At 41.4% G+C, this 19,115-nt stretch carries 16 protein-coding genes; 10 read left to right on the forward strand and 6 right to left on the reverse strand.

Annotated features, from left to right (window positions below):
• The first annotated feature begins 219 nt into the window (after positions 1-219).
• The 4 genes from hemJ to Q1V93_RS01045 all read left to right on the forward strand — a co-directional run bounded on the left by hemJ (position 220) and on the right by Q1V93_RS01045 (position 3,520).
• Entirely contained in the window at positions 220-768 is a 549-nt protein-coding gene (gene hemJ / locus Q1V93_RS01030; protein WP_300660264.1) for a protoporphyrinogen oxidase HemJ, read from the forward strand.
• Between the two features lie 105 nt (positions 769-873).
• Complete coding sequence (locus Q1V93_RS01035) at positions 874-1,188, forward strand: winged helix-turn-helix domain-containing protein (protein WP_300660266.1); 315 nt, start codon at positions 874-876, stop codon at positions 1,186-1,188.
• An 82-nt stretch (positions 1,189-1,270) separates the two neighbouring features.
• Entirely contained in the window at positions 1,271-2,053 is a 783-nt protein-coding gene (locus Q1V93_RS01040) for an enoyl-CoA hydratase-related protein (protein ID WP_300660268.1), read from the forward strand.
• Positions 2,054-3,520, forward strand: a complete 1,467-nt coding sequence (locus tag Q1V93_RS01045) for an oligosaccharide flippase family protein (protein WP_300660270.1) — start codon at positions 2,054-2,056, stop codon at positions 3,518-3,520.
• A gap of 157 nt (positions 3,521-3,677) precedes the next feature.
• Here Q1V93_RS01045 and Q1V93_RS01050 read toward each other — a convergent pair whose 3' ends face one another.
• The gene (locus Q1V93_RS01050; protein ID WP_300660273.1) at positions 3,678-5,402 is read right to left on the reverse strand and encodes a T9SS type A sorting domain-containing protein; all 1,725 of its coding nucleotides are present in this window, start codon (positions 5,400-5,402) and stop codon (positions 3,678-3,680) included.
• A gap of 105 nt (positions 5,403-5,507) precedes the next feature.
• Here Q1V93_RS01050 and Q1V93_RS01055 point away from each other — a divergent pair, with 105 nt between their 5' ends.
• The 4 genes from Q1V93_RS01055 (at position 5,508) to Q1V93_RS01070 (ending at position 10,023) form a co-directional block, all read left to right on the forward strand.
• Positions 5,508-6,719, forward strand: coding sequence for an SPOR domain-containing protein (locus Q1V93_RS01055; RefSeq protein ID WP_300660276.1), 1,212 nt, complete (start codon positions 5,508-5,510; stop codon positions 6,717-6,719).
• A gap of 292 nt (positions 6,720-7,011) precedes the next feature.
• Positions 7,012-8,088, forward strand: coding sequence for an efflux RND transporter periplasmic adaptor subunit (locus Q1V93_RS01060; protein WP_300660279.1), 1,077 nt, complete (start codon positions 7,012-7,014; stop codon positions 8,086-8,088).
• Entirely contained in the window at positions 8,085-9,341 is a 1,257-nt protein-coding gene (locus Q1V93_RS01065) for an FtsX-like permease family protein (RefSeq protein WP_300660282.1), read from the forward strand. The genes Q1V93_RS01060 and Q1V93_RS01065 overlap by 4 nt, the downstream gene beginning before the upstream one ends.
• Before the next feature lies 1 nt (position 9,342).
• Positions 9,343-10,023 carry an ABC transporter ATP-binding protein gene (locus tag Q1V93_RS01070; protein WP_300660285.1) on the forward strand — a complete coding sequence of 227 codons (681 nt, stop codon included), beginning with the start codon at positions 9,343-9,345 and terminating at the stop codon, positions 10,021-10,023.
• 121 nt (positions 10,024-10,144) lie between these two features.
• Here Q1V93_RS01070 and Q1V93_RS01075 read toward each other — a convergent pair whose 3' ends face one another.
• Positions 10,145-10,519 (reverse strand): DoxX family protein, encoded by a 375-nt coding sequence (locus tag Q1V93_RS01075; RefSeq protein ID WP_300660288.1) that lies wholly within the window; start codon positions 10,517-10,519, stop codon positions 10,145-10,147.
• Between the two features lie 134 nt (positions 10,520-10,653).
• Here Q1V93_RS01075 and Q1V93_RS01080 point away from each other — a divergent pair, with 134 nt between their 5' ends.
• Positions 10,654-11,016 carry a helix-turn-helix domain-containing protein gene (locus tag Q1V93_RS01080; protein WP_300660291.1) on the forward strand — a complete coding sequence of 121 codons (363 nt, stop codon included), beginning with the start codon at positions 10,654-10,656 and terminating at the stop codon, positions 11,014-11,016.
• Between the two features lie 126 nt (positions 11,017-11,142).
• Here Q1V93_RS01080 and Q1V93_RS01085 read toward each other — a convergent pair whose 3' ends face one another.
• Both Q1V93_RS01085 and Q1V93_RS01090 read right to left on the reverse strand, forming a co-directional pair.
• The gene (locus tag Q1V93_RS01085; protein ID WP_300660294.1) at positions 11,143-12,861 is read right to left on the reverse strand and encodes a hypothetical protein; all 1,719 of its coding nucleotides are present in this window, start codon (positions 12,859-12,861) and stop codon (positions 11,143-11,145) included.
• Complete coding sequence (locus Q1V93_RS01090; protein ID WP_300660297.1) at positions 12,861-15,947, reverse strand: tetratricopeptide repeat protein; 3,087 nt, start codon at positions 15,945-15,947, stop codon at positions 12,861-12,863. The genes Q1V93_RS01085 and Q1V93_RS01090 overlap by 1 nt, the downstream gene beginning before the upstream one ends.
• 114 nt (positions 15,948-16,061) lie before the next feature.
• On the opposite strand from Q1V93_RS01090, the gene Q1V93_RS01095 reads away from it, so the two are divergent.
• On the forward strand, positions 16,062-16,814 hold the full coding sequence (locus Q1V93_RS01095; RefSeq protein ID WP_300660299.1) for an ATP-binding cassette domain-containing protein: 753 nt from the start codon (positions 16,062-16,064) through the stop codon (positions 16,812-16,814).
• Positions 16,815-16,884: 70 nt separating this feature from the next.
• Here Q1V93_RS01095 and Q1V93_RS01100 read toward each other — a convergent pair whose 3' ends face one another.
• Both Q1V93_RS01100 and Q1V93_RS01105 read right to left on the reverse strand, forming a co-directional pair.
• The gene (locus Q1V93_RS01100; RefSeq protein WP_300660302.1) at positions 16,885-17,997 is read right to left on the reverse strand and encodes a glycosyltransferase; all 1,113 of its coding nucleotides are present in this window, start codon (positions 17,995-17,997) and stop codon (positions 16,885-16,887) included.
• Positions 17,990-19,114: a glycosyltransferase gene (locus tag Q1V93_RS01105; protein WP_300660304.1), complete on the reverse strand. Its 1,125-nt coding sequence runs from the start codon at positions 19,112-19,114 to the stop codon at positions 17,990-17,992. Before Q1V93_RS01105 ends, Q1V93_RS01100 begins: the two co-directional genes overlap by 8 nt.
• Between the last annotated feature and the right edge of the window lies 1 nt (position 19,115).

The raw sequence follows: 19,115 nt of genomic DNA on the forward strand, positions 1-19,115 counted from the left end.
AGATTGGAAAAGCAACGGTGGAACAATAGAATATGGAAACGAAACTTATACGGTTGCTTCCGGAGGAAGTAGTTCTTTCTTGCAGGTTCGCTTGAAAAAACTTCAAAAAACAAAACGAAAAGATCGTGTTGTTAAAGGAATGAAAGTATAATCACAACATAACTGATTTTGAAAACGGGAACGCAATTTGTGTTCCCGTTTCTTTTTAACTTTGCGGGGATGAATTTTTTGCTTGAAAATTATACTGTCTGGAAAGCGCTGCACATTGTTTTTGTAGTTAGCTGGTTTGCAGGATTGTTCTATATGGTTCGCTTGTTTATCTATCACACGGAAGCAAATACGCGGCCGGATGAAGAAAAGCGCATTCTTCAGGAACAATTTGATGTCATGCAAAATCGCTTGTGGTACATCATCACCACTCCAGCAATGATTCTAACAGTAATTTTCGGAACGCTGATGCTCGTAGCAAATTCTGGTTTGCTTAAAATGCCGTGGATGCATATTAAGTTGACGTTTGTCGGAATTCTGCTTGTTTATCATTTTATCTGCCAGGGAATCATGAATCGCCTGAAGTCAAAGTCTTCCAGGTGGACTTCCGGACATTTACGTATTTGGAACGAAGTTGCCACATTGTTGCTGGTTTCGATCGTTTTTCTGGTCATCATGAAAACGAGTTTAGGCTGGCTGGGCGGCGTGATTGGGTTTTTTGGAGTGGGGATTTCATTGATGTTGGGAATCAAGTTGTATAAGAAACTTCGGAAGAGGTAATGATCTCATTCCGGACGTAATTCCGCAATATTACGTCCAACTTTTTCTTTTTTGCTATTGATTGAAACGAACTTTTTTCTTAAATTAAATAAGAAACGAGTAAAAATGGGGTCAACAAAAAAAGAACAGTACCGTCCATATCAATTGAGATATGCACAATTATCTGATGCGATGGGGCATCCTGCCAGAATAGCAATTCTTGAATACCTGAACATCTGTTTTCGAGCTAAAAGCAGGGACTTGATTCACTTAACGAAGCTTTCTAAGTCAACAGTTAGCCAACATGTTAAGGAATTTCTCGATTCGAAATTAATATTTGAACGATACGATGATTTTACGAATGAGCATTACTATTATTTAAATCCGCATGCTTTTGAAATGATGGAAGAAGTTGTAGGTCAGATTTTCAAGCAAAGTTAATTCCGGACGTAATATTGCGGAATTACATCAAAAAGTAACAACTTCGGAAATAAGTCAATAACTTTACAGAAAGACTTTTAAAATGGCGTACGAAAATATCCTCGTGTCTCAAAACGGGCACATCCAAACAATCACCATCAACCGACCAAACCAATTAAATGCATTAAACAAACAAACCATTTCGGAATTAAATCATGCATTGAATGAAGCAAACAACGATGCTGCAACAGGAGTGGTGATTCTTACCGGATCGGGAGAAAAAGCGTTTGTGGCAGGTGCAGATATCAAGGAATTTGCCGATTTTTCAGTAGAGCAAGGTCGTGACCTGGCTGCAGAGGGACAAAATATTCTATTCTCATTTATCGAAAATATGACCACTCCGGTCATTGCTGCCGTCAACGGATTTGCACTTGGCGGCGGATTGGAATTGGCGATGGCCTCTCACATTCGGATTGCTTCCAGCAATGCAAAAATGGGACTTCCTGAGGTTTCTTTGGGTGTAATTCCGGGTTATGGAGGAACGCAGCGTTTGGCACAATTGGTGGGTCGCGGAAAAGCGAACGAAATGATTTTCACAGCAGGAATGATCTCTGCGGACGAAGCAAAATCCTGGGGATTGGTAAATCACGTATGTGCTCCGGAAGAATTATTGGACTTAGCAAATGAATTGGCAAACAAGATTTTGAAAAATTCCGGAACGGCTATTGCTTCTGCAATTCGTGCGGTGAATGCATTGTATTCCAAAGGCGGTCAGGCAGGATTTGATGCGGAAGTGGAGCAATTCGGTTTATGTTTCGGTACAGCTGATTTCAAAGAAGGAACGGGGGCGTTTATTGAAAAAAGAAAACCAAATTTCAGAGGATAATTGAATCCACTTAAAAAACTACTTGGGCAAACAGCTGTTTATGGGTTATCCACCATTTTGGGGAGAACCCTGAATTATTTATTGGTGCCGCTTTATACTTCAGTTTTTCAAAAACATCCGGAAGAATATGGCGTGGTGTCTCAATTGTATGCCTTTGTAGCATTTTTAATGATCTTGCTGACTTTCGGAATGGAAACAACCTATTTCCGTTTCATTCAGGACAGTGATAATAAGAAACAGGTTTTTCAAAATGGCTTTCTAACAGTTGTTTTGCTGAACGTGATTTTCTTTCTCGGGGTGTTCTTCTGGGACAGGAACATTGCAGATGCATTACTCTTCAATGATCATCCTGAATACATTATTCTCATGGGTGCAATTGTGGTGATTGATGCGATGTCGAGCTTGCCGCTTGCCAAATTAAGGGCAGAAGAAAAAGCCAGGCAATTTGCGATCATTCAATTTTCTTCAATCGGAGTGAATATCTTCCTCAATGTAGCATTATTGCTGCTTTTTGTGGATCCGAAAGAACCGACCAACGGAGTGTTTTACATTCTGATTGCAAACGTGATTTCCAGTTTGGTCAAACCGCTCTTTCTACGGAATGATTTCAAGGAAATCCGTTTGAAACTCGATATTCCGCTGCTGAAAAAAATGCTGGTATATGCTATCCCGATTGTAATTGCGGGTTTTGCCGGAATCATCAATGAAGTAATCGACCGGATTATGCTGAAGCAAATGCTGTACGATCCGGCAAATGGATTTACAGCTAAAATGGCTGATGCTGAAATCGGAATTTACAGTGCGTGTTACAAATTGGCGATGCTGGTAACCATTCTACTCCAGGCTTATCGCTATGCTGCGGAGCCCTTCTTTTTCAATCAGATGAAAAACCAGGACCGGAATAAACTGTACATCAAACTGATGAACTATTTCGTTGCAATTGTATGCGTTGTCTTTTTGGGGGTATCCCTGAATCTGGACATTTTCAAGTATTTCATTACAAGTAAGGTCTTTTGGGAAGGTTTGAAAATTGTACCAATCCTTTTGTTGGCAAACGTGTTCCTGGGAATTTACTTCAATCAAAGTATTTGGTATAAGCTCACCAATCAAACAAAGTACGGAGCTTATATTTCCATTATGGGTGCGGTTTTGACCATTGCGATCAATTACCTGTTCATTCCGAAATACGGTTACGTAGCGAGCGCCTGGGCTACCATGATCGTGTATGCATTTCAAATGGTTGTATCTTATATTTGGGGGCAAAAACATTTCCCGATCAAATATAACCTGCGCAAATTTTTCCTGTACCTGGGCTTGAGTATCCTGATTTACTTCCTTGCAACTAAAATTCCTTACGGGGATCACACACTCATCAAGTTTGTTGCTAATAATTTGTTGATTGTGTTTTACATCTATGTTGTTCTTTCAGTAGAAGGGGTAAAACTTTCGGCACTCCGGAAAAAATAAAACCCCATCCGTCAGCTGACGAACAGGGTTTTAGCGAATATGATCTTAAAATTTGGCTCTTTTGTATGAGAGTTTTGGTGATTTGATTTTTCTTCCTGATAAAGAAACTAAATCCGTTCAAGAGTTCAAACTGAATTGTTCAGCCCTTTGAACAGTTTTATTTAATCAGTTTATAAGTTTTGGAATGCTTTTCTCCCGAAAGGATCAAAAAGTAGGTTCCTGATCCGATAGACTCTAATCCGTCAAAATCAATTACTCCCGAATTTAAATCAGTCCTTTCTCCAATGATTCGTCCGTTCAAATCCGTCAGTTTCATAGATTGAACAGCACCGTTTTGATTGTCAATTTTGATTACATCCGTAAAAGGATTCGGATAGATCGAAACAGATTCCAACGGATTTTCGCTTACTGACAGGTCTGAAATGGAAGGTGAATTGTCTCTACCATAAATAACAGATGAATCGGTCAAAGTAAAAGCGGTAAACATCGTGTCAGTGTTTGTTGCATCAGTAACATATGCGGTATATGTACCCGGGCATAAACTATCAATAAATTCGGTTGTATCTCCAGTATTCCAATGAATAGAATAGGGAGGTGTTCCGCCATATGGATACACAGCTGCAGCACCGTTACAATCGTTGGCATTGTTGGAAGTCCAGTATGTAGTAGCAAAAGGTTTCTGAATTGTAAAGGTAAAGTACAAAGAATCATTTGCAGCATCTACAACAGTCACAGAGTGGTTTCCGATGCACAAATATCCAACATCCTCGGTCGTATCATAGGTATCCCAAAGAATGGAATAAGGAGGAGTTCCACCGCGCGGACGAACGTACGCTATTCCGGAACATTGCGGGGAATTATAAAAGTAAGAATTGTCATGCGACCAGAAATCGGCAGCAAGTGGTTCAGGAATCGGACCAACGTTAATAGTAATAGTTATTGAATCATTAAGAGCATCTACGATGGTTGCGTAGTAAGTCCCTGTGCATAAGTTATAAGCATAATAAGATGAATCTCCTGTGCTCCAATGGATGGAATAAGGCTTTGTTCCACCGGTTGGATTAACGGATGCCTGGCCGGAGCAAGTCGAATCGTAATCATCGTAAATCCAGGAATCTGCAGCGAGAGGTCGAGGTTCTTGCACCTGGATAGTAAAGGAATAGTTTAAAGAATCATTGGTTGCGTCTACCACAGTTACAGAATAAGTTCCGTCACATAAATACTGAATGTGATCTGTTGTGTCACCGGTATTCCAAAGAATGGAATAGGGTGGTGTTCCACCATATGGAGTAATGGAAGCTTGCCCGGAACAATTGGCATAATAGCCACTATCAATCCAAAGTGTGGCATTCAAATATTCATATTCAATAGTGATCGTGCGGGTTTGAATACATCCGAGTGAATCCGTAGCCGTGATCGTGTAATCTCCTGGACATAAATTCTCGATAAATGCAGTGCTGTCTCCGGTCGACCAGCTGTAAGCATACGGTGGATGTCCTCCAAACGAATACGACGAGATCAACCCGGTACAACTGTCAGGAATGGAATTAGTGTAGTAGACATTGTGTACAAAATCAGAACACGGATCTGTGATAGTGAATGTTTCAACATAGAAGGGCACTCCCATTGAGTTTGCAACCATGGAATAATTTCCGGTACACAGGTTGGTAATAATAGAGTCAGCTCCGGCAATTTGGATAGAATCCCGGTACCAACTCCAGGTCCAGCCACTATCACTCCACCAATCATGGAAAGTGTTAAAGGCAGTTCCGTCACAGATACCGACGCCACTGGCATTTGTTTTGATAATGTTTTGTGCCGAACTTTGGTTCAAACCAATAACGGTCAGCATCGCGAAAGCGAAGAGATAAAGGTGTTTCATAAAGGTGATTTTTTATTTATATATAAATATAAGTAAAATTCGGCATTTTCGCAACTCTTTTCCTGTTCGTTCGTATAACAAAATTGATTTTCGTAACTTTGTGGTATGTTGACTTTTGAACAGCTTATAGGAGATTTATTATTGCAGCACAATTGTGTCATTGTTCCTTCTTTCGGAGGGTTCGTTGCACAGCGTATGTCTGCAAAAATAGATTCGGCGAAAGGAGTCATTGTTCCGCCGAAAAAATCCGTGTTGTTTAATAAGCAATTGATCAACAATGACGGATTATTGATCGCGGCATTATCACAAGCGAATTCATTGAGTTATTCGGAAGCTGCTCAGGAAGTTCAGGCGCACATCCAGGAATGGGAAGCGAAACTTCAGATGGGTGGCAGAATCACGATTGACCGTGTTGGGAATTTGTTCTACGATCAGGAGCGAAACCTGTGTTTTGAACAGGATCGTTTCTACAATCTGTTACTCGAATCATTCGGATTGAGTTCCGTGCACTTTGTTTCCGTTTCGGATGCTCAGGCAAAAGAATCGCGCCAGTCAGTAATGCACATGGTGAAAGCGGTGGAAATGGAAGAAAAACAAGTTGTTCCGAGCTCGGAACCTTCTTTTATTTTGATGGAAGAACCGATTATTCCGGTTTTAGAAGTTGTTCGTGAAGAAGCAATTGCTCATCCGGCGCTTGCTGCTAAAAAGAGATCCACAACCTGGAGATATGTTGCAGCAGCAGCTTTATTGCCGATCGCGTTTTATTCTTTCTGGATTCCGGTAAAAACAGATGTGTTGGAATCCGGGGTTATTTCTCTTGCTGATTTTAACCCGTTCCATTCCGGTAAACCGGGAACGTACAAGGCTCCTGAATCGAGCTACCGTTTTTCAGAACGTAAAAGCAAAAAGCAACTAGAGAACTTACCGAAAAATGTAGAAACGTTTTCTTACGAAATGGATGAGGATACCTACGTTCCGGTTTCATTGAATAAGAAAAAAACCGTAGTTGTTCCGGAGGAAAAAGTCATTGAGAAAGCCATTTCTGCTCCGGTGAAAGAAACGCCGAAACCCATCGAACAACCCAAAACTCCGACGCTTAGTTCATCAACACCTGGCGGAGGACAAATCATCGTTGGAAGTTACTCAAGCAAAAAAAACGCGGAAGAGTTGATCCAATTATTGTCTTCTAACGGAATTTCAGGTCAAATTGTGGAGAAAGACGGAAAAATCCGTGTTACTGCCGGAAGCGCCGCTCAGTTCAAACAGCTTGAACCAAAATTGAAATCGTTGGGAATTGCTCCCTGGGTTTTGAAATAACGCCTTTTGCAGGCAATCCGAACATGTTTGATTTAGAATCTTCTTAAGAAGTTCAAATGTTCATCCTTCAACAGGCTTAGGATTTTTTTCTTCAAATGATTTTGATGGAATAACTTTTTCACTTTTACATTCTCCATTTTCAATTGTTTTAAACCTTTTGAACAACCTTAGGAATTACATTCTTTCCATAGAAAATCATCAGCTAATTTTGGGGCAGCGCATAAAATAAAAAGCGCATCGTTTTTACAAATTAAGTTCGTACATTGGACATGTAACTATTGTTCCAGTACCGATGAAACTATTGCTTGCAGCTTTGCCATTACTTTTGCTTTCCTGTGGCTCGAAAACGGAAACCATTCATCCTCAGATTCAGGATATTTCATCTTCCATCTACGCATCCGGAACGATTAAAAGCAAAAATCAGTACCAGGTTACTCCGCTTGTTTCAGGAACCGTTCAGCAGGTTTTGATTGATGACGGAGATTATGTCGCCAAGGGACAATTATTGTTCCGGATAGATAACCGGGCACAAGTAATCAACGAAGAGAACGCGGCGCTTTCAGCATCATTTTATGATCAAAGTGAAAACCAGGAAAAACTGAACGAGGCAAAAAGTGCTATTCAATTGTGCCGGGAAAAGCTAAAAACAGATTCGTTGTTGTATGTCCGGCAATTGAACTTATTCAATCAGAATGTGATTTCGAAAGTAGAACTTGAGCAGCGGGAACTGGCTTATCAAAGTTCTCAGAATGCACTTTCAAATGCGCTGATTCATTACAACGATTTGAAAAGACAAATCAACTTCAACGCGAAACAAGCGAAAAACAACCTGGCTTTGTCATCCAAATCGGCTTCCGATTTTGAAATCCGAAGCGATATGAACGGAAGAGTTTACAGCGTTTTGATCGAAAAAGGAGATTTGGTCGGACCACAAATTCCATTGGCAGTTGTAGGAGCCGCAGACAGCTTTATCCTGGAAATGCAGGTTGACGAATACGATATCGCAAAAATTGATCTGAATATGCGTGTTTTGGTTACGATGGATAGTTACAAAGGAGAAGTTTTTGAGGCGAGGGTGAATAAGATCAATCCGTTGATGAACGAGCGATCCAAAACATTTAAAGTGGAAGCGGTTTTTACAAAAGCCCCGAAACGCATTTTCCCGAACACTTCATTTGAAGCAAGCATTGTTTTGGAATCCAAAAAGAAAGTGCTCACCATTCCAAGAACGTATTTGCTGAAAGGAGATTCGGTTCTTTTGTCGGATGGAAAAAAAATAAAAGTAACGGTCGGATTGCGTGATTTTGAATTTGTAGAAATTGTTTCAGGTTTGAAATCTTCTGATGAAATAAAGCTGGAAACCGAATGAAGTTTGGATTGATCATAAGCATTTCAAAAGCCTTATTGCTGGCTCGCTGGAAACAAACATTGGTTGCGGCAGTTGGTGTCACGTTCAGTATTACGATGTTCATTACGTTGTTGAGTTTTATGACGGGTTTGAACAATTTGCTGGACGGATTGATTCTGAACCGAACGCCGCATGTACATATTTACAAGGAAGTTCTTCCTTCTGAAAAGCAGCCGATTGATTATGAAACGAATGGAAAGGGTCATAATTTCATTAGTTCCGTCAAACCGAAAAACGACTTGCTGGATATCCACAACAGTTCGGTGATCATGAAATCATTGAGAGATGACCCACGGGTTTTGGGAGTCAGTCCGAAAGTGAATGTCCAGGTTTTCTACAATGTGGGCGCCGTTGATTTAACCGGAGCTCTCAATGGAATTGACGTGGTAGAGGAGAATCGCCTGTTTGCCTTTTCGGAATATGTGGTGGAAGGGGATTACCAGGATTTGAAAAACGTTCCGAACAGCATTATCCTGGGAAAAGGCGCGGCAGAAAAAATCCTGGCGAATGTGGGTGATAATATCCAGATCACGACTTCCAAAGGGGAACGTGTTCAACTGAAAGTGGTGGGTTATTTTCAATCGGGAATTCAGGATATTGATAAGGTTCAGAGTTATGTTTCACTGGCTACAGCGCAGAAATTGCTGGGTGAAAGCAATAGTTATATCACAGATATCCAGGTGAAATTGCTGGATATGGCGCAGGCTCCGGAGATTGCAAAGGAATACAAACAGATTTATGACGTGGAAGCGGTCGACATTCAAACGGCGAATGCGCAATTCGAAACGGGAACAGCTATCCGGACATTGATTTCGTATGCAGTCGGAATTACCTTGCTGATTGTTGCCGGTTTCGGGATTTACAACATTTTGAACATGATGATTTATGAGAAAATGGATACGATTGCGATTCTCAAAGCAACCGGTTTTTCCGGAAAAGATGTGAAGCGCGTTTTCATTACCATTGCTCTGACAATCGGTGTTTTCGGCGGTTTATTCGGGCTCTTTTTCGGTTTTCTCATTTCTTCCGGGATTGATCAGATTCCATTTAAAACAGAAGCACTTCCGACGGTTAAAACCTATCCGATTAATTACGATCCGCGCTATTACCTGATCGGGGGAATTTTTTCGGTGATCACGACGTATTATGCCGGATATTTTCCGTCGAGAAAAGCAAGTAAAGTAGATCCTGTTGTAATTATTAGAGGAAAATAAGATGAGTTCAACCGTTCTGCAGGCAAAAGAGATTTCCAAGTTCTTCCACGATCCGTTCGATATCCAGGTATTGAAAAACATCAGTTTTACGATCGAACGGGGAGAGTTTACGTCAATTATAGGAAAATCGGGTTGTGGAAAATCTACCTTGCTTTATATTTTGTCGACGATGGATACGGATTACCAGGGAGATTTATTCATCGACGACCAACTGATGCGCGGGAAGAAAGAAGGAGACTTGGCTCGTGTCCGCAATGCGAAAATCGGCTTCGTTTTTCAATTTCACTATTTGCTCAACGAGTTTTCGGTCCTGAAAAATGTGATGCTTCCGGGCTTGAAACTGAGTCAGCTCAGTTCGGCTGAAGTAGAACAAAATGCCTACGAAAAGCTGAAAATTTTGGGCATTCAGGATGAAGCCCTGAAAATGCCCAATCAGCTTTCAGGCGGACAAAAACAACGGGTAGCGATTGCAAGGGCTTTGATCAATAATCCATTAATTGTGATGGGCGATGAGCCAACGGGAAACTTGGATAAAAAGAATACGGAAATCGTATTTGATATTTTCAAGGAACTTGCAGAAGAATTCGGTCAATCCCTGCTGATCGTAACGCACGACAATGAATTCGCGGAGAAAACGCACCGCATCATCGAAATGGAAGACGGTGCAATTATCCGATCCTAAATGAGTTTATTCCGTTTGTTAAACATCCTTTGCGACCTCTGCATCTTTACGGTTGTTGAACACAAAAGCTCTTTTTTAAACGCAAAGAAATGAAGAGCGCAAAGATTTATCAGATATCCTGTTAAACAGTAATTGCGTTTACTTTCTTTTTCCAAAAAAAGTGAGAAGCAGAAAGAATTCCCAAAAATACAATCGGAGAAACGATCATGGAAACGGGATCGCCGTTAGAAGCGTGAAGAATACTTGCTGAGATTAAGGTGATTCCGAAACCTGCGTAAGCCCATTCTTTGATAGATCCTTTGAAAAACGGAATCAACAAAACAAGTGCTCCGAGGATTTTTGCCAATCCCAACTCGATGCGGAAAGCATCCTGGAAACCCATTTTGATAAAATTTGACTGAACTTCCGGGGAAGTGAAATACATGGACGCTGAGAATAACATCATGGCTGAAAATACGCTGGTTGTTGTCCAATAGATAATGGTGTTCTTTTTCATGTGTTTGAATTTTTTTGGCAAAGCTATTGGATAAATAGTTTACTTTTTGCCTATATTTCCTTTTGGAAACTAGTTTCCATGAAGAAACTTATTATAAAATCAGTCGGTTAACGTCGTATTTTTGCATCATGGTAATGAAAAAGAAAATGATTCATGAGCCTGCGGCTTGCGCGGGCAGAATGTTGGCAATCAGAGATACCGTAGAATTGCTTTCCGGGAAATGGAAAATTCAGATTATCGGAACACTGGTATTTGAGAATTCGATGAAGTTTATGGAATTGAAACGGAATATTCCGGGAATCGGTGCGAAAATGTTGTCGAAAGAATTACAGGAATTGGAAATCAATCAGTTGATAACACGGACAGTTTGCGATACGAAACCCATTACGGTGGAATACAAAATCACACCTTATGGTTTGACTTTAGAACCGATCATTGCTGAGCTGGCTACCTGGGGAAGTAATCACCGGAAGCATTTGTTCAGCAATCAGAATTAATTCAGGACGCTGTTTTTGTCCAAATTCCAAGGGGACATAAATCCTTCAAAATAAACCGGAATCCCTTGACACCACTGGGCTAATAGATACATGTCTATGCGTCTTTTGAACGGGATTTTGCCGGTTTTAGAAACGGATTGTCACACCCACCATCGCCTGGAATCCCTGAGTAGGATAATTGTACCAGCGTCTGTAACGCTGAGCAGCTACGTTATTCAAATTGATGAATCCGGATACACGCTTGTTGTAACGGTATTCCAAACTGATGTTTGCATCAGCAAGAAAACCGAGTTTCAAAGCATATTGATTGTTCTCTTCCAAGACATCTTTTCCGGGAGCAAAAGCCTGTGCTCTCCGTCCTCCTTCCAGGTTTGCATCAACCGTAAGAATGAACTTGTCATACAAGTTGTAAGTTCCTCTTAACACCACCTGAAATTGAGGTAAGTTCCATGCAAAGATATTGTTTCGTGCATTGTAGGAAAAGTATCTTCCGATAACGTCGATTTTCACTTTCTCTTTAAACTGGTAGTAAATCGAACCTTCCAATTTGGTGATGTTCATCGTGTCGTAAATCACATTGAAGCGGTTTCTGCCGGAGTATACAGTTGTATCCGTCACAAACAAGGCTTTGTTTTTCACGTGAGAGAAACTTGCAAAAACATTGAACCCGATTCTTTTCGAAAGTGTTCCTTTGATTCCAATAAATCCGTCAGCAGCTTTGTGCTCATTTTGCAATGAAACATTGGAAAGAATGAATTCGTTGTCGTCCGTTAATCGTTTGAAAGATTGCTGTGTCAAACCTCCGGTTACTCCTGCATACGGAATCAAAATGTCATTGAACAACGAATATTTCACTTCGGCGATCGGATAGAGGTAAATCTTGTTTTTAGGCCCGAGACTTGCCGTTAAATCCACTCCTACTTTCGCTTTCAGCTTTCTGTTTTTAGAATACGTGCTGATGCTTGGCCGTAAACTGATGATGGTGTTTTTATTCTCCAAACCGATCAAAGAAGATCCGATCGTGTCGTTCATCACACCGAATTTGTAGGAGTTGTGCAGGATGTCCAGATCTGCAGCAAAAATCTCCGTTCCCCATTTGTATTCTGCACCTGTGCGAATTGCAAAGAAGTTTTCACGCGCGTTCCAGTCTTTCAGGGAATCCGCTTTTGATTTCTTGTCGTTGAAGTGACGGTATTCCAATCCAACTTTCCAGTTCAAACCTAAACTGTCTTTTGCGTGCGAATGGAATCCACCCTTTAAACCGATAGTATTGAAACGTTGTGCGATGCTGTCCTTGTTTGCATTTTCATTCGGGAACCCGTAAAAGTGCAAGCCCTGGTTTCGATAATACGATTCAACATCCCAGCTGTATTTCTTTTCGTTTACACCCACAAAACCACGTACATTCGTGCGATCGAAGTTTGCAGGAGCGACATTTCTCATTTTCCCGAATGAACTCAAATGATGCAAGTGAACCCCGTAATTCAGTTTTCTGCTTCGACCATTGTTGTAGTACAATTCTGCCAAAGGCATTAGTAAAGAACCAATCCCGATTCGGGCATAACCGTTGTACAATTGTGGCAATTTCTGCTGTAAATTCACTTTTGCAGGTTCAATCTTCGGAATCTCGAAAGTTGGTTCGTAATTGATCGAAAGCAAAGGAAAAGAAGTTGTCGGTGTCGGGAAAACAGTATCCAGAATTTTCGGCTGTGAATTCAGACGGTGTGCAGTTTCAATAGAACGGTCACCGGTAGTGATGATATCTACCACATTTCCCTGACCGAAAACAGTTGAACCAATTAAGCATGCACTGATGAGTGTGAAACAGTTTTTACTTCTCTTCATTATTTCCCTGTTTTTACGTCAACTTCAATTACCGTAGGATCGCTCGGATTTGTCAACGTTTTTGGTTGTGTTTTCAACTGCATAATTTCATCGTACAACTCACCTGCTTCCTGCAGAATGCCGTCGTCTTTTACCGGATAATGATCTTTTACGGATTTGATGGTATTTTCAGCCTGGAACAAATCTTTCTTCTGAAGCAATACTTTTGTTTGAAGAATCAAGCCTTTTGCAATCCAGTAATCATAACCCGGCTTCATTTTCAATAATTCGCGAATTAACGTTTCTGTCTTAGTATAATCTGCCTGGGCGAAAGCATTCTCTGCCAAAGTGAATTTGGATTCTGCCGCCCAAACGGTTGTCGCATTTTTCACTACATAATCCAAAGAAAGTTGTGCTTCCGGGTAGCGTTTTTCTTTCGAAAGCGAAATTCCTTTGATGTATTCGGCTTCCAGCTTCAACTGCGTTGTTTGCTGAATACTCAATACTTTCTGAGCGTACTCAACTGCATTGGCGTAGTTTTCCAATAAGAAATGACAGCGCATCAATCCGATTCGTGCATTGTTCAGGTATTCCGGGTTGGAGCTCACTTCTTCTGTGCGTTTGTAATACGGAAGAGCAGCTTCTTTCTGATTTCCGTTGAACAGGAACTTGGCCGTTCGGACAGAAGCCAATTCGGTGTAATCGTCATTCGGACCGGTGAGTGTGATCTGGTAAATTGCAATTGCATCGGATTCTTTCTTCAAGCGGTACAAGGCATCTGCCTTTTGATTCATCGCATCGCGGGAGTATTTCCCTTTCGGATACTTGTTCAAATACTTGTCAAATTCCGTGATGGAAGCAGCCCACTCGGATTTCTCATACAAATCAAATCCCTGACGGTAATATTCGTCTTCCACTTGCGTTGCGATGGAATCTGCACAACTGTATTTTCCGGCCAATGCTTCGATTTTGTTTAATAAACGTTGAGCACGGTAAACATCTGCAAGGGAACTTACTTCGCGTTCACAGATCGTATCGTTGAGGTTGAAGTCGTTCAGAACCTTCAGGTAGTAGGTTTCCGCCTGGTTGAAATTGGATCGTTTGAAAGCAATGTCTCCCAAATAATGGTATGCTTCTTTGACGAACGCACTATTCGGATAATCGGAGATAACCTGCTTGTAATAGCGTTCCGATTTATCCAGGTTTTCCATTTCGAAGTAAGTACGTGCAATTTCTTCGATTGAACGTTGTACGTAGCGCGATTTCGGATAGTTGTTGATCAGATCCGTCAAACTTTGGATTTTGTTGTCTCTTTTCCCCATGAAACCGTAAGTACGCGACATGTAATACAAAGCTTGGTCGTCGTATCCTTGTTTCAGGTCGTAGGCAGCCTTGTAGTTTTCGATTGCCGCAGCATTGGTCGAATTATCGGCAAGTGCGTTGCGGTAATATTCATCTGCCAAACGCATATACGCATCCGCTTTTTTATGCAAATCCGTCAAATTCGGTTGTTTCAGGTATTCTCTGAATGCCTCCTGAGCGCTGCGATATTCTTTCAATGCCAGGTAAGCATATCCTTTGTTGTATAGCGCATCGTTTCGCAATCCACTCGACTGAGAGCCGGATGTACTCATGAACTGCGTATACTTTTTAACTGCTTCGGAATAGTTTTTCAGATAGAATTCCGCATCGGCGCTCCAGTACATTGCTTTTGCGCTTACTTCCGGACTCATCGGGTATTTGTCTACCAATTCAAACGCTTTGATGGCGTTTTTATACTCTGATTTCTGGAACAATTCCACCCCTCGGTTAAAGGCGATCAATTGATATGCAGATTTTAACTTGATGTCTTTATTGGTCAACTGATCCAAAGACTCCAATGCTTTCTGATAATTCTTGGTTGAAGTGTACACGTTCACCAAATATTGGTAGATCACAGGTTTCCGTTTGGAATCCGGGTATTTTTCCAAATACAGTTTGAAGGCTTCAACCGCTTCATCATACGCGTTCATGTCTAATTTGTAAGACAATAAAGCATAATTGTAAAGGGCATCTTCCTGGATCATTTTATCCAGATCGAGTTCGCTGGCTGCTTCGAAGGCTGTTCGTGCATAAACCAGTTCACCCATGTTCGTGTAACATTCACCGGCATGGTAAAGCGCGATCTGACCCAATACGTCTTTTTCACGCGCCACACGGTCGAAATATTTTACGGCTTTGGTGCAATTGGAGGTTCTGGAATAAGCGAGTGCAAGTGCATAATCGTCATCGCGTGTGGTGTTCGACTTCGAATTGTAGAGTTCCAGGTAAGGCAAAGCCTCGTCGTATTTTTCGAGATGGAAATAACTGTCCCCGATAATGTGGCTGATTTCCACTTGTTCGGCAGGCTTTAAGCTGTCTACTTTACTTGGAGCGAAATCAACAACTTCCTGGTATTTATGCTGAATGTAATAGATCTGCGTAATGTAATACGGAACAACGCGGTTGAAACGGTTGTCGATCAATAATTTTTCAAATCCTTCCAAAGCCGTTTGGTAAGAACTGTCCAGATAGCAAATGTGCGAGTAATAGTACAAACTCGGCGCACCGTACTGACTGCTTGAATCTTTGACCTCGAAGAACGCCAGTTTGGATTCCGGATAGTTTTTCTCGTCGAAATAAGCATAACCCAGTTTGAAGTAGTATTCCTCCTGGTTTTCCTTATCAACAGAAGATCTGCTGAGTTGCTTGAAGTATTGAATGGATTTTTTGTAATCTTTCTTTTGGTAGTAATAACGCCCGATCTGGAAAAGAATATTGCTTCTGTAAATACTTTCCGGATATTCCCGGTTGAAGCTTTCCAACAGATCAATTGCATCGTTATTGAACAGTTCCAATGCGGATAATCCTTCGTAATAAAGTGCTTTGATGTAATAGGAATCGTTTTTGGAACCTTTGTAATCAGTGATAAAAAGACGGAATTCCTTGCGTGCGGCACTGTATTGTTCTTTCTCAAACAAATCTTCTGCCCGGTAGAATCCGCTTAAAGGAGAATGGTACTTCTCACTTGCCTGGGACCATGCAGAAGAGCTTGCAACGAGTAAAAGAATGAAAAAAATAAAACGCATTACAACTATTTTAAGATAGTAAAATTAAGCAGTACCTGAGGGAGATAGGGGAAGCGCGTTTAAAAGTTTTAAACGTATAAGTGTTAAGATAAAATCTCGTTACACTTTGATTTCATGGATTGGAATCCTGAAATTTACAGCTATAAACTCAATGAGGTGGAGAAAGTTATTCGCATTCAAAACGGACGAATTGACCAATTGGGTCAAACGGTTCTTGAAAACATCAATTTCGAGGTAGAACGGGATGAATTGGTTTTTTTGATCGGGAAAACCGGGTCGGGAAAAAGTAGTTTGTTGAAAGTGCTTTACGGAGAATTGGAATTGAGCGATGGCTTGGGATCGGTAGTTGATTTTGACCTGAAATCGCTTTCTAAGAAACAAATTCCGGGATTGCGCCGCAAATTGGGAGTTGTTTTTCAGGATTTCCAATTGTTGTCCGATCGTTCGATTGCGGATAATTTGCGTTTCGTAATGAAAGCAACCGGCTGGAAAGACAAGCGCGAAATGGATCAGCGAATCCGCACGGTTTTGTCGATGGTCGGATTGGAAGGAAAGGAAGGCGTGCAGCCACATCGTTTGTCGGGTGGAGAACAACAACGGGTTGCCATTGCACGTGCTCTGATCAATCATCCGAAAGTCATTATTGCCGATGAACCAACCGGAAACCTGGATCCGGAAACATCTACTGAAATTATGCACCTGATGATAGCTGTTGCCAAAGAAGAGAAAGCAGCAGTCATTATGGCGACGCATGATATGTCGTTGATCGAAAAATTTCCGGGAAAAGTGTTCAAAGTGGAGAACCGCGAATTGAAAACATTGGATACGATGCATCGCTTCGATCCGTTCCAGCCTTTGTTTGATTAATCTTTGTAAGTTATTGATTTTGAGCTCCGTCCCAATATTGGGAAATTGGGTTTTTGGGAAATCCCCTGCACTATTTCGATAAGCCAATTTCACGAAAAACGGCTTCCAGCTTTTCAATTCCGAACACAGCCTCCAGCTCACTCAGTCGTTCCCGAATCTCTTGTTCACCCGGAACCCGAATTTCCTCTAATTTTTCCGCCAGTGGAAGCGACGGATTCCAAAGCTCACAGTATTTTTCGAACGTTGGGTTTCCAAGCATTTCTTCAGTAGCAATACAAGGCTTCCCACTCAGTAAAGCACGAATCACTTTCAGTTTTATACCGGCAGTTTTAAAGCCGATCAACAGGTGAACGGAACAACTGCGAAGCAAATCATCCAATCCGGAATCACTTGGATTTGCAATACATTCCCAGCCTTCGTTCTGTATTTTTGAAAGAAGCTGTTTGTCCGGGTTTTTCCCCGCAATCACGACTGGAATTTCCAGCCGTTTTCGCTTGTTTTCCGCGAGGAGTGCGTGAATGGCTTCGATGTTTTCTGCTACGGATAAATTTCCATGAAACAAGGCGAATCGTTTTCCTTCAACAGGTTCAAGCACCAAATCGGGATGAATGGTTACAGGAAGATAAACAGCATGAAAACCTAAGTTGTTATAATAGTTTTGATCGCTTTCGGAAATACACAAAACCGGAATTTTCTTTAATGTGAGTTCCTGTCGTTTGAGTTTTCGCGCTTCCATTCCGAAGAACAAGCGTTCGGAATACGTTTTGGCACTTTTCGCCAGGTCATCGTAATACTGCCATTCCACATTGTGCATCCGGATTGCAAAGCTGCGCTGGTGTTTCAGCAGTTCGCTTGCCCAGAATGTATTGTGCTGACCTTCCAAAAGAATCGGAGCATTATCTGCAAGAAGCCTGCTCAAAAGCTCCGTGGAATTTCTGCTTTTTACAATATAGGGTAAACGGGAAAGTAAAGATTTTAACCCGGTTTTCCGATCGTAATAATGAATTTCATCCGCGATTTCTGAAAAGTCATGATTTCTCCCACGACCGTATTCATAACAATGAAGAATGACAGAATAGCCTGCTTGCTTTAAGGCTTTTGCGCGAAGATACACATCCAGAACACCGCCGTAATCCGGAGGAAACGGAACATCAAAGGAAACGATATGGAGTTGTTTACGCATGAATTTTCGGATAGAATGTATCTAATTGCTGCACTTCCGCTTCCCAATTTTCCTTTTCGGCGGCGAGAATACAGTTTGCTTTCCATTCCTCCATCAAAGAAGGATTGTCTAAAATCTGCTGTACTTGCTGTGCTAACGATTGGGGCTCAAAGTCATTAATCACTTCGCCGACCTGGTATTTCCGCACCAGTTTCGAAACTTCTACGACATTCGAGCAAAGGATCGGAGTGGATGTGTGGATGTAATCGAATACTTTATTCGGGAGGGAAAACAAATAATTGGGATTGGTTGGTTGGTCGAAACTTAAACCCAGATCTGCCTGTTGAGTAAATTGCAGCAGTTCCTGGTAAGGCCGTTTTCCGAAGAAAAGAACGAGATCATTCCATTTTTCAGAGGAAACCAATTCTTTCATTGTGGGAATCATATCACCGTCGCCCACAACGATCAAAACAGCATTTTTCAGGAAAGGCATCATGCGGATTGCTTCTTCCACTCCGCGGTCAACATTCAATCCGGCTCCCTGCATAATCAAAACAGATTTTCCTTCCGGAATCCCGAGTTCCTGTTTGGTTTTTACAACAGACGGTTTCCAGAGAGGAGAAACATTGCGTACAACTTTCAGCGTCAGTCCGTATTTCTCCTTGTATTTTTGCGCAATGGAATTATTGACAGTGCTCACAAACTGAAGTTTCGGAAAGATAAAACGCTCAATTCGTTCCCAAACGGCTTTCACTTTTGGTCTGCTGATCAGCTCCGGAACTTCCGTAAAATATTCGTGTGAATCGTAAATGAGTTTCTTCCGTTTGATCTTCGAAACAAGGTAATTCGGCAAAAGCGTATCCAAATCATTTGCTACCAGAATGGAAGATCGGTGAAAAAGTAAAAACCAAAACAGACGGAAATTGAACCAGGCATAAAACAATGCTCCTTTTTCGAAAAACATCCGGAAGCGCCGGGTTTGATAACTTCGCTCTTCCATTTTTTGACTGGATCGAAGCAAACGACCGACCAGCAAAACATCATAGCCTTGTTTTTCGATGAATGAACAAATTTTATGAACGCGCTGATCCGTGTTCAAGTCATTGATAACGCTGACTATAACCCTTGGTTTTTTCAAT

The organism is Fluviicola sp. (assembly GCF_030151805.1).
GTDB lineage: Bacteria > Bacteroidota > Bacteroidia > Flavobacteriales_D > Crocinitomicaceae > Fluviicola.

Coding starts and splice junctions, on each gene's coding strand:
- Q1V93_RS01070 (WP_300660285.1), top strand. CDS start 9,343: ATGAGTTCAACCGTTCTGCAGGCAAAAGAGATTTCCAAGTTCTTCCAC.
- Q1V93_RS01065 (WP_300660282.1), top strand. CDS start 8,085: ATGAAGTTTGGATTGATCATAAGCATTTCAAAAGCCTTATTGCTGGCT.
- hemJ (WP_300660264.1), top strand. CDS start 220: ATGAATTTTTTGCTTGAAAATTATACTGTCTGGAAAGCGCTGCACATT.
- Q1V93_RS01060 (WP_300660279.1), top strand. CDS start 7,012: ATGAAACTATTGCTTGCAGCTTTGCCATTACTTTTGCTTTCCTGTGGC.
- Q1V93_RS01055 (WP_300660276.1), top strand. CDS start 5,508: ATGTTGACTTTTGAACAGCTTATAGGAGATTTATTATTGCAGCACAAT.
- Q1V93_RS01100 (WP_300660302.1), bottom strand. CDS start 17,997: ATGCGTAAACAACTCCATATCGTTTCCTTTGATGTTCCGTTTCCTCCG.
- Q1V93_RS01050 (WP_300660273.1), bottom strand. CDS start 5,402: ATGAAACACCTTTATCTCTTCGCTTTCGCGATGCTGACCGTTATTGGT.
- Q1V93_RS01035 (WP_300660266.1), top strand. CDS start 874: ATGGGGTCAACAAAAAAAGAACAGTACCGTCCATATCAATTGAGATAT.
- Q1V93_RS01075 (WP_300660288.1), bottom strand. CDS start 10,519: ATGAAAAAGAACACCATTATCTATTGGACAACAACCAGCGTATTTTCA.
- Q1V93_RS01085 (WP_300660294.1), bottom strand. CDS start 12,861: ATGAAGAGAAGTAAAAACTGTTTCACACTCATCAGTGCATGCTTAATT.
- Q1V93_RS01095 (WP_300660299.1), top strand. CDS start 16,062: ATGGATTGGAATCCTGAAATTTACAGCTATAAACTCAATGAGGTGGAG.
- Q1V93_RS01090 (WP_300660297.1), bottom strand. CDS start 15,947: ATGCGTTTTATTTTTTTCATTCTTTTACTCGTTGCAAGCTCTTCTGCA.
- Q1V93_RS01040 (WP_300660268.1), top strand. CDS start 1,271: ATGGCGTACGAAAATATCCTCGTGTCTCAAAACGGGCACATCCAAACA.
- Q1V93_RS01080 (WP_300660291.1), top strand. CDS start 10,654: ATGAAAAAGAAAATGATTCATGAGCCTGCGGCTTGCGCGGGCAGAATG.